Here is an 8,485-nt window from a genome sequence, read left to right as displayed (position 1 = left end):
CTCCCACCCCGCCCGACCACGGTCTCTGCGCAAGCGGGTGGAGATGGGGGTACGTGGTGTCCACATCGGTCATGGTTGTGCCGGGTTGAAGGCGTGCGGGTCGTTTGCGGTGTACCGGGGCGGTGTGGCGTGTGCGGGTCGTCTTCAGTGTGCCGGGAGCCGTGGCGCGTTTGAGGGTGTGCGGAAGGCCTCGGGGCGTCCTGGGTTCACAGGGTGTCCGGACGGGCCAGGTGTGGTGGCCGCCGGATCGCGGTGATGGCCGGGGGTGCGTGCGGGGTGACGGTGCCCGTCCGGCCACGGAGACGGCCCACAGGGCGTCGTTGCGGCGGCTGTGGCGGGGTGCGGGGTCGGAGGCGTCTCTCTGGAGGTCCTCGGCCCTGTACAGGGCGTACGGGATGGGGCCTGAGCTGTGAGAGGGACGGACGGACGGAAGGAACACGCCGTCCGGGGTACGAGAGGGCCTGAGGGCCTATATCATGGTCGAGGAGCTGTAGATGGGCTGGATGAAATAGGCCCCGGCGATCCGGAGTGGCAAGGCAGTCCGCCTTGTCGCGCCGTTTTGACGTGTCGCATGGGTCTGGGTAGTCTTGGACATCGTGCCCGTCTCTATGCGGGCTCTCGACCGTGCGCTCAATTGCGGGCGCGGGACGGCTTCCTGGCTCGTAATCCTCGCGGATGTGTCTGTGCGAATAGCGCGACACGCCCGAGCGCGGGGGCACCGGGGCAGAGAAAGACCAGCAGGTCATGACACCGGCAGAACCTGCACATGCACCACAACTGACGTAACACCGGCCAAGGCACGAAACGGAGTGGCAGTGCCCACTATTCAGCAGTTGGTCCGCAAGGGCCGGCAGGACAAGGTCGCCAAGACCAAGACTCCTGCTCTCAAGGGGAGCCCTCAGCGGCGCGGCGTGTGCCAGCGCGTCTACACCACTACCCCGAAGAAGCCCAACTCGGCACTGCGCAAGGTGGCCCGCGTTCGGCTCACGAACGGCATCGAGGTCACGGCCTACATCCCCGGTGTGGGTCACAACCTGCAGGAGCACTCCATCGTGCTTGTGCGTGGCGGTCGTGTGAAGGACCTGCCTGGTGTTCGCTACAAGATCATCCGCGGTTCGCTGGACACCCAGGGTGTCCGCAACCGCAAGCAGGCCCGTAGCCGCTACGGCGCGAAGAAGGAGAAGAGCTAATGCCTCGTAAGGGTTCTCCTGGCCGTCGTCAGCTCATGGCTGACCCGGTTTACAGCTCGCCGCTGGTGACCGCCCTGATCAACAAGGTGCTCCTCGACGGCAAGCGCTCCATCGCGCAGTCCATCGTCTACGGCGCCCTCGAGGGCTGCAGGGAGAAGACCGGCAACGACCCGGTCGTCACCCTGAAGCGCGCGCTCGACAACGTCAAGCCCACCCTCGAGGTTCGCAGCCGTCGCGTTGGTGGCGCGACCTATCAGGTCCCGGTCGAGGTGCGCGCGGCGCGCAGCACCACCCTGGCCCTGCGCTGGCTGGTGCAGTACTCCCGCGCCCGCCGCGAGAAGACCATGACCGAGCGCCTCATGAACGAGCTCCTCGACGCCAGCAACGGCCTCGGGGCGAGCGTCAAGAAGCGCGAGGACACGCACAAGATGGCCGAGTCCAACAAGGCCTTCGCTCACTACCGCTGGTAGGCAGCGCGGCGCGCTGGTTGCCGGCCTGGAGCCGTCACCTCGGTGGCGACTCGCCGAAGGACAACCGTAGGCCCTTGCAACTGAGGGGCGGGGAAGCTCGCTTCCCCGCGGAGAAACGACCGTAGGCCCTTGCAGTTGTAGGGGGCGTGCGGGGGCCCGCCCCCCGCAGGAGAGGACGCGAGAGAAGTGGCCACCACGACCGCTCTTGACCTGGCCAAGGTCCGCAACATCGGGATCATGGCCCATATCGACGCGGGCAAGACCACCACGACTGAGCGCATCCTGTTCTACACCGGCATCAACTACAAGCTCGGTGAAGTCCATGAGGGCGCTGCCACGATGGACTGGATGGAGCAGGAGCAGGAGCGCGGCATCACGATCACGTCTGCCGCGACGACCTGTGAGTGGCTCGGTCACACCATCAACATCATCGACACCCCCGGGCACGTCGACTTCACCATCGAGGTGGAGCGTTCGCTGCGTGTCCTCGACGGCGCCGTCGCCGTGTTCGACGGTGTGGCGGGTGTCGAGCCGCAGTCAGAGACGGTGTGGCGACAGGCGGACCGCTACAACGTCCCGCGCATCTGTTTCGTGAACAAGATGGACCGCGTCGGCGCGGAGTTCCACCGCTGCGTCGAAATGATGATCAGTCGTCTGGGCGCCACCCCGGCCGTCGTCCAGCTCCCCTGGGGCGTCGAGGCCGACTTCAAGGGCGTCATCGACCTCATCAAGATGAAGGGCTACATCTGGAGCGCCGAGGCCGCCAAGGGGGAGATGTACGACACCGTCGACATCCCCGCCGACCACGTCGAGGCCGCTCGCGAGTGGCGTGACAAGCTCATCGAGACCGTCGCCGAGAACGACGACGAGCTGATGGAGCTCTACCTCGAGGGCACCGAGCCCAGCGAGGAGCAGCTGGTCGAGGCTCTGCGTCGCGCGACGCTGGCCAGTGCCATCAACCCGGTCCTGTGCGGCACCGCGTTCAAGAACAAGGGCGTGCAGCCCCTGCTCGACGCGATCGTCGCCTACCTGCCGGCGCCGACCGACATCCCGGCCTTCAGGGGCCACGCGGTCGGCAACGAAGACAAGATCGTCGAGCGCCACGCCGACCCGAGCGAGCCGTTCTCGGCTCTCGCCTTCAAGATCGCCAGCGACCCGCACCTGGGCAAGATCACCTACATCCGCATCTACTCGGGCACGCTCGAGTCCGGTTCACAGGTCGTCAACTCTGTGAAGGGCAAGAAAGAGCGGATCGGCAAGATCTACCAGATGCACGCCAACAAGCGCGAGGAGCGCCCGACGGCGATCGCCGGTCAGATCGTGGCGGTCATGGGTCTGAAGGACACCACGACCGGCGACACCCTGTCCGACTCGTCCAACCAGGTCGTGCTCGAGTCGATGACGTTCCCGGCTCCGGTCATCAACGTCGCCATCGAGCCCAAGACCAAGGGCGACCAGGAGAAGCTGTCGACCGCCATCCAGCGGCTGGCCGAGGAGGACCCGTCCTTCCAGGTCCGCCGTGACGAGGAGACCGGTCAGACGGTCATCTGGGGCATGGGCGAGCTTCACCTGGAGATCCTCGTCGACCGTATGCGTCGCGAGTTCAGGGTCGAAGCCAACGTCGGCCGCCCGCAGGTCGCCTACCGCGAGACCATCCGCCGCAAGGTGGAGAAGATCGACTACACCCACAAGAAGCAGACCGGTGGTTCCGGTCAGTTCGCGCGGGTGATCATCAATCTGGAGCCGCTGGGCGAGGGCAACGACGGCTACGAGTTCGAGAACAAGGTCACCGGTGGCCGGGTCCCGAGGGAATACATCCCCTCGGTCGACGCGGGCGCCCAGGAGGCCGCCGAGTTCGGTGTGCTGGCCGGTTACCCGATGGTCGGCGTGAAGGTTACGCTGACCGACGGAGCCGCCCACGACGTCGACTCCTCGGAAATGGCCTTCAAGATCGCCGGTTCGATGGCCTTCAAGGAGGCCGCGCGCAAGGCGGACGCCGTGCTTCTCGAGCCGATGATGGCCGTCGAGGTCACCACGCCCGAGGACTACATGGGTGACGTCATCGGCGACCTCAACGGTCGTCGCGGGCAGATCCAGGCGATGGACGAGCGGGCCGGCGCCCGAGTCGTCCAGGCGCTCGTGCCGCTGTCTGAGATGTTCGGCTACGTGGGTGACCTGCGTAGCAAGACGCAGGGGCGCGCGAGCTACAGCATGCAGTTCGACTCCTACGCGGAGGTGCCTCCGGGCATCGCCAAGGAGATCGTCGCGAAGGCCCGGGGCGAATAGCTCCAGGTCCCGAGGCGGCCGAGGCGGCGGAGATCGTCGCCCAGTCGCCAAGGGGCCCGGGGCGAACAGTTCCTGGGCCGGTCCCTCCGGGGGCCGATCCAGGACCTCCGTCCAGGTCCCTGGCAGGGTGGTGAGAGCCACCCCGCCGCCAAGGGGTTCGGGAGCTCCCGGGCCCAAGTGTGCAGACGAAAGTCAGTCAGATTCTCAAGGAGAGAACCAGTGGGCAAGGCCAAGTTCGAGCGGAACAAGCCGCACATGAACATCGGCACCATTGGGCATATCGACCACGGTAAGACCACACTGACCGCGGCGATCACCAAGGTGCTCCACGACCGTTTCCCCGAGCTGAACGCCGCGACGCCGTTCGACAAGATCGACAAGGCGCCGGAGGAGAAGGCTCGCGGCATCACGATCTCGATCGCGCACGTCGAGTACCAGACGGAGAAGCGTCACTACGCGCACGTCGACTGCCCGGGTCACGCCGACTACGTCAAGAACATGATCACCGGTGCCGCCCAGATGGACGGCGCCATCCTCGTGGTCGCCGCCACCGACGGCCCGATGCCGCAGACGAAGGAGCACGTCCTCCTGGCCCGCCAGGTCGGCGTCCCCTACATCGTCGTGGCGCTCAACAAGGCCGACATGGTCGACGACGAGGAGATCCTGGAGCTGGTCGAGCTCGAGGTCCGTGAGCTTCTCTCCGCTCAGGAGTTCCCCGGCGACGACCTGCCCGTGGTCCGCGTCTCCGCGCTCAAGGCTCTCGAGGGCGACGAGAAGTGGGCCGACAGCATCGTCGAGCTGATGAACGCCGTCGACGAGAACGTCCCCGAGCCGCCGCGTGAGACGGACAAGCCGTTCCTCATGCCGGTCGAGGACGTCTTCTCGATCACCGGTCGCGGCACGGTCGTCACCGGCCGTATCGAGCGCGGTGTCGTCAAGGTCAACGAGCAGGTCGACATCGTCGGCATCAAGCCGGAGAAGACCACGACCACCGTCACCAGCATCGAGATGTTCAACAAGATGCTCGACGAGGGTTACGCCGGCGACAACGCCGCGCTGCTGCTCCGCGGCATCAAGCGCGACGAGGTCGAGCGCGGCCAGTGCATCATCAAGCCGGGCACGACCACCCCGCACACCGAGTTCACCGGCCAGGTCTACATCCTGTCCAAGGACGAGGGCGGCCGCCACACGCCGTTCTTCAACAACTACCGCCCGCAGTTCTACTTCCGTACGACTGACGTGACCGGCGTCGTGCACCTCCCCGAGGGCACCGAGATGGTCATGCCGGGCGACAACACCGAGATGCGCGTTGAGCTGATCCAGCCCATCGCCATGGAGGAAGGCCTCAAGTTCGCGATCCGGGAGGGTGGCCGCACCGTCGGCGCCGGTCGGGTCACGAAGGTCATCAAGTAGCTTGACCGCTGGGGCGGCGGTCGGCCCCGGACCCGGGACCGACCGCCGCACCACGTCGCAGACTCCGCGCAAAAGCGCCGTGATCCAGCAGTAGCTTCGGCCCAGTGACCGAAGTCACTGCCGGATCACGGAAGAAAAAGGCAGATGCACTCGTCTGCCTCGTGGGGTCACGCAGGCCCTGACCTGCAGTGAAGGAAGCGGCACAAGGCCGCACGATACTTTTCCAGACGACAGCGAAGGACACCGAGGCCATTATGGCGGGACAGAAGATCCGCATCCGGCTTAAGGCCTATGACCACGAGGTCATCGACAGCTCGGCCAAGAAGATCGTCGAGACGGTGACGCGGACTGGCGCGAAGGTCGCGGGCCCGGTGCCGCTGCCGACCGAGAAGAACGTGTACTGCGTCATCCGCTCGCCGCACAAGTACAAGGACAGCCGCGAGCACTTCGAGATGCGCACGCACAAGCGGCTGATTGACATCATCGACCCGACCCCCAAGACGGTCGACTCGCTCATGCGACTCGACCTCCCCGCGGGTGTCGACATTTCGATCAAGCTCTGAGGGAACGCACTGACATGGCTAAGACGATCAAGGGCGTCCTGGGCAAGAAGCTCGGCATGACCCAGGTCTTCGACGCGGACAACCGGATGGTGCCGGTGACCGTGGTCGAGGCCGGTCCGTGCGTGGTGACCCGCGTCCGCACTCCCGAGAAGGACGGCTACTCCGCCGTCCAGCTCGGTTTCGGGCAGGTCGACCCACGGAAGGTCAACAAGCCGCTCGGCGACTACCTGCGTAAGCACGACATCACCCCGCGCCGTTACTTCGCGGAGATCCGCACCGACGACGCGAACGACTACACCCTGGGCCAGGAGCTGCTGGCCGACACCTTCGAGGCCGGCCAGTTCGTCGACGTGACGGGCAAGAGCAAGGGCAAGGGCTTCGCCGGTGTCATGAAGCGGCACGGCTTCGGTGGTCTGGGCGCGTCGCACGGTACGCAGCGCAAGCACCGTTCGCCGGGTTCCATCGGTGGCTGCGCCACCCCGGGCCGCGTTTTCAAGGGTCTGCGCATGGCTGGCCGGATGGGTAACGTCCGCACCACTGTGCAGAGCCTGAAGGTTCACTCCGTGGACGCCGAGAAGGGTCTCATCCTGATCAAGGGTGCGATCCCGGGCGCCAACGGAAGCCTCGTCCTCGTCCGCACCGCTGCCAAGAAGGGGGCTGCGAAGTGACAAGCATTGACGTCCTCGACGCCAGCGGTGCCAAGACCGGCACGGTCGACCTGCCCGAAGACGTCTTCGGCGCGAAGGTCAACGTTCCGCTGATCCACCAGGTGGTCGTGGCCCAGCTCGCCGCTCGCCGGCAGGGCACCCACAAGGCCAAGACCCGTGGTGAGGTCTCCGGCGGCGGCAAGAAGCCCTACCGCCAGAAGGGCACCGGCCGGGCCCGTCAGGGTTCGACCCGCGCACCGCAGTTCACCGGCGGTGGCATCGTCCACGGACCGGTGCCGCGCGACTACTCGCAGCGCACGCCCAAGAAGATGAAGGCCGCCGCGCTGCGTGGCGCCCTGTCCGACCGGGCCGCCGGCGGTCGCGTGCACGTGGTCAGCTCGCTGGTCTCGGGTGAGACGCCCAAGACCAAGGCCGCCCTGGAGGCACTGCGCAAGATCACTCAGTCTCCTCGCGTCCTCGTCGTGGTCGACGAGGCCGACGAGCGGACCTGGCTGAGCCTGCGCAACGCTCCCGAGGTCCACCTGCTGGACGCCGGGCAGCTCAACACCTACGACGTGCTCGTGCACGACGACGTGGTCTTCACCCAGGAGGCGTACGACCAGGTCGTGGCGCGGCTGAGTGGCGGGAAGGAAGACGCCTGATGGAGAAGATCGCCGACCCGCGCGACATCATCATCAAGCCGGTGGTCTCTGAGAAGAGCTACGGCCTGATCGACGAGAACAACAAGTACACGTTCCTGGTGAGGAAGACCGCGAACAAGACCCAGGTCAAGATCGCGGTCGAGCAGATCTTCGGGGTCAAGGTCACCAGCGTGAACACCATCAACCGGCAGGGCAAGCGCAAGCGCACCCGCACCGGTTACGGCAAGCGTCCGGACACCAAGCGCGCGATCGTGAGCCTGGTCGAAGGCGATCGGATCGACATCTTCGGTCAGATCGGCTAGCAGCCATAGAAATGAGCGCGGGCCGCAGTGCCACGCGCGGGGCTGAGACCGCCGCACCTCGGTGCGGCGGGCTCACCCATGTAACCGACGAAGGATGAACGAAAAAGATGGGCATCCGTAAGTACAAGCCGACGACTCCGGGTCGCCGCGGGTCGAGTGTCTCGGACTTCTCCGAGATCACCCGCAGCACGCCCGAGAAGTCGTTGCTTGCGCCCCTTCACAGCAAGGGCGGCCGCAACGTACACGGCCGAGTCACCGCTCGCCACCAGGGCGGCGGTCACAAGCGCGCCTACCGGATCATCGACTTCCGTAGGCATGACAAGGACGGCATCCCGGCCAAGGTCGCTCACATCGAGTACGACCCCAACCGCACCGCCAATATCGCTCTGCTCCACTACGCCGACGGCGAGAAGCGCTACATCATCGCGCCGACCGGTCTCAAGCAGGGCGACCGCATCGAGAACGGCCCCTCTGCCGACATCAAGCCGGGCAACTGCCTGCCGCTGCGCAACATCCCGACCGGTACCTTCATCCACGCGGTGGAGCTCCGTCCGGGCGGTGGCGCCAAGCTGGGCCGTTCCGCGGGTGCGCAGATCCAGCTGCTCGCCAAGGAGGGCCAGTACGCCACGCTGCGTATGCCGTCCGGTGAGATGCGCATGGTCGACGTGCGCTGCCGGGCCTCCGTGGGCCAGGTGGGCAACGCTGAGCAGGCCAACATCAACTGGGGCAAGGCCGGCCGCATGCGGTGGAAGGGCAAGCGCCCGACCGTGCGCGGGGTCGCCATGAACCCGGTCGACCACCCGCACGGTGGTGGTGAGGGCAAGACCTCCGGTGGTCGCCATCCGGTGAACCCGAAGGGCAAGCCCGAAGGCCGCACCCGCCAGGCCAACAAGTCCAGCGACCGGCTGATCATCCGGCGTCGGAGCAAGAGGAAGAAGCGGTAGGAGCAGCC

9 protein-coding genes are annotated in these 8,485 nt (G+C 66.3%); all 9 read left to right on the top strand.

What is annotated here, in order from left to right; genetic code table 11:
- Positions 1-815: 815 nt before the first annotated feature.
- The 9 genes from rpsL (at position 816) to rplB (ending at position 8,477) form a co-directional block, all read left to right on the top strand.
- Positions 816-1,190 carry a 30S ribosomal protein S12 gene (gene rpsL, locus GUY59_RS28805; protein ID WP_043623420.1) on the top strand — a complete coding sequence of 125 codons (375 nt, stop codon included), beginning with the start codon at positions 816-818 and terminating at the stop codon, positions 1,188-1,190.
- Complete coding sequence (rpsG, locus tag GUY59_RS28800) at positions 1,190-1,660, top strand: 30S ribosomal protein S7 (protein WP_020542314.1); 471 nt, start codon at positions 1,190-1,192, stop codon at positions 1,658-1,660. Before rpsL ends, rpsG begins: the two co-directional genes overlap by 1 nt.
- 237 nt (positions 1,661-1,897) lie before the next feature.
- Positions 1,898-3,946, top strand: coding sequence for an elongation factor G (gene fusA, locus GUY59_RS28795; RefSeq protein WP_236667601.1), 2,049 nt, complete (start codon positions 1,898-1,900; stop codon positions 3,944-3,946).
- A gap of 219 nt (positions 3,947-4,165) precedes the next feature.
- A complete protein-coding gene (gene tuf / locus GUY59_RS28790) occupies positions 4,166-5,359 on the top strand; it encodes an elongation factor Tu (protein WP_132336996.1) in 1,194 nt (397 codons plus the stop codon).
- 254 nt (positions 5,360-5,613) lie between these two features.
- Positions 5,614-5,922 (top strand): 30S ribosomal protein S10, encoded by a 309-nt coding sequence (rpsJ, locus tag GUY59_RS28785; RefSeq protein ID WP_012887830.1) that lies wholly within the window; start codon positions 5,614-5,616, stop codon positions 5,920-5,922.
- 14 nt (positions 5,923-5,936) lie between these two features.
- Positions 5,937-6,590: a 50S ribosomal protein L3 gene (gene rplC, locus GUY59_RS28780; RefSeq protein WP_132336998.1), complete on the top strand. Its 654-nt coding sequence runs from the start codon at positions 5,937-5,939 to the stop codon at positions 6,588-6,590.
- Positions 6,587-7,231: a 50S ribosomal protein L4 gene (rplD, locus tag GUY59_RS28775; RefSeq protein ID WP_132337000.1), complete on the top strand. Its 645-nt coding sequence runs from the start codon at positions 6,587-6,589 to the stop codon at positions 7,229-7,231. Before rplC ends, rplD begins: the two co-directional genes overlap by 4 nt.
- Positions 7,231-7,533, top strand: a complete 303-nt coding sequence (rplW, locus tag GUY59_RS28770; protein ID WP_132337002.1) for a 50S ribosomal protein L23 — start codon at positions 7,231-7,233, stop codon at positions 7,531-7,533. Before rplD ends, rplW begins: the two co-directional genes overlap by 1 nt.
- Positions 7,534-7,640: 107 nt before the next feature.
- On the top strand, positions 7,641-8,477 hold the full coding sequence (rplB, locus tag GUY59_RS28765; RefSeq protein WP_132337003.1) for a 50S ribosomal protein L2: 837 nt from the start codon (positions 7,641-7,643) through the stop codon (positions 8,475-8,477).
- Positions 8,478-8,485: the final 8 nt, after the last annotated feature.

The organism is Nonomuraea sp. K271 (genome assembly GCF_009908215.1).
Taxonomy (GTDB): Bacteria; Actinomycetota; Actinomycetes; order Streptosporangiales; family Streptosporangiaceae; genus Nonomuraea; species Nonomuraea longispora.
This window is presented reverse-complemented; position numbering and strand designations above follow the sequence as displayed.